Origin of the sequence: Streptosporangium sp. NPDC006013 (assembly GCF_040614275.1) — a bacterium.
GTDB lineage: Bacteria > Actinomycetota > Actinomycetes > Streptosporangiales > Streptosporangiaceae > Streptosporangium.
This window is the reverse complement of record NZ_JBEXUE010000893.1, coordinates 1-1792: the sequence shown is the minus strand read 5'-3', so window position 1 is coordinate 1792 and position 1792 is coordinate 1. Positions and strand designations below refer to the sequence as shown.

2 protein-coding genes are annotated in these 1792 nt (G+C 68.2%); one reads left to right on the top strand and one right to left on the bottom strand.

The features are described 5' to 3' along the window. Window positions 1–376: DUF5709 domain-containing protein (locus ABZ260_RS50695; protein ID WP_355633047.1), on the top strand; the 376-nt coding region annotated here is incomplete at its 5' end. 160 nt (window positions 377–536) lie between these two features. On the opposite strand, the gene ABZ260_RS50690 is transcribed toward ABZ260_RS50695, so the two are convergent. Next, window positions 537–1196: an HAD family hydrolase gene (locus tag ABZ260_RS50690; RefSeq protein WP_355633044.1), complete on the bottom strand. Its 660-nt coding sequence runs from the start codon at window positions 1194–1196 to the stop codon at window positions 537–539. Between the last annotated feature and the right edge of the window lie 596 nt (window positions 1197–1792).

Genomic DNA, 1792 nt, shown 5'->3' with positions numbered 1-1792 from the left:
GGCCGCCGAGCCATGCTCTGACCTGGGGGTTTTCGGGCGTAAAACGGGTAGGGCCGCAAGTATGAGTCAAATGCCCCCGGACCGTAAAGGTCTAAGCGACGAGCAGGCGATCGAGGTCGAGGAGTGGACCGATGACCTCGGCCTTCACCACGAGATCCTTCCGGACGATCCCGGACATCAGGACACGCTTGACGAACGTCTCTGGCGTGAGGCCCCGAACCACGAACGGCGGCCCCCACGCGAGGAGGACCGCCTGGTGGCGCCGGATGAGGGCCTCGGCCCGGACGAGACATCCGAGGAGTACGCCCGGGATGTCGGCCCCGACAGCGGAGACCTGTCAGCCGAGGAACGCGCCATCCACATCGAACCCGACTGATCCGGCTCGTTAGGGAGGTCCTTCGCGGTGTCCTCACCGAGGACGCCGCCGAAGCCATGTGCCTGGCTCCGCGAAGTATCCACGACCGGGTAGCCGATTCCGCGTAGGCACATGGCCTGATGCGCACGACCCCGCCCCCTACTCCGCGAGCGGTCCGCGATCAACCGGCGGCCCTGCCTCCCAGTGCCGCGACGAGGCCGGGAAAGTCGTCGATGACGTGGTCGGCCTCGGCCGCCTCGGGGCGGGCGGCGTGCAGGTGACCCCACGGGCCCCGGCGGATCAGGGCGGTCCACATTCCGGCCGCGCGGGCGGGCCGGACGTCGTTGTCGAGCCGGTCGCCCACGTAGAGGATCTCGCCGGCCTCGCGCCCCGACACCGCGACGACCTTCGCGAAGAAGCCCGGATCGGGCTTGGACACACCCCAGCCGTCGGAGGTGTGGATCGCGTCGACGGGCAGATCCATCGCGGCCAGCGCGTCATATGCCTGCGGCGGCTGGTTGCCCGCGATGATCAGCTCGTATCCGAGGCCGCGCAACGCGGCCAGGCCGGGCCGTACGTCCGGATAGAGGTCGTCGGCGTCGAAGTTCACCCGGAGCCCGGCGGGGTCGTCCCGCTTCCACACCTCCTGCTCGGCCTCGACGTCGAACCCGGGCCGTAGCAGCCGGAACGCGTCCTCGAACGACCGGTCGAGCGCGGCCATGCCACCCAGCACGCCGAGCATGGTGAACCGGGTGACACCGAGCCGGTCGGCCCAGCGCGACCAGATCCGCGTCTCGTCGATCAGCGTCTCACCCACATCGAACACCAGCGCCTTGACCACGCCGCCCCCTTCCCAAGCCCGTCCGATCGTAGCCCGCCCCGGCAAAACGGACACCCGGGGACCACTCCAGAGCGAGCACCCTCGTACGAACGCGCCCGAACACCGGCACCACCCGCCCCTCTCGCCAAGCTGATCCATAACCGGAGGGCATGTGTCCCGGATCCAAAGAGAGTCCGTGCGACACTTAGCGTGCTCACTCGAACACGAAGGGGGATAAGTTAGTGGTGACAACGACACGGGGACGTCCCTCACACCATGTTTCCCCGAAGGATCCGCCGCCCGCTCGCACGGCGCGAGATCTTCTCGAAGCACTGCCCCCCACCCCCGGCTTCCGCGCCGAAGTCATCGACGGGAGTCTGATCGTCAACGACCCCCTCCTGAAGGAGGGGGCTTGAGGCGCAGCGATGCGCTTGAAGCCCCGCGTTGACCAGCCCTGGCCATCAGCTCGAGGAGGTGCGTTTTGATGGCTACGTTGAACACGAGATCGCAGACTCACCGGCAGGTGCTTCCTCAGCCTGCCGCTCTGGAATCCGTGGGAGCAGACACGCCCGAGGGTGGGCACGAAACGGCTCACGGACACCGCCGCCAGGCGGTAC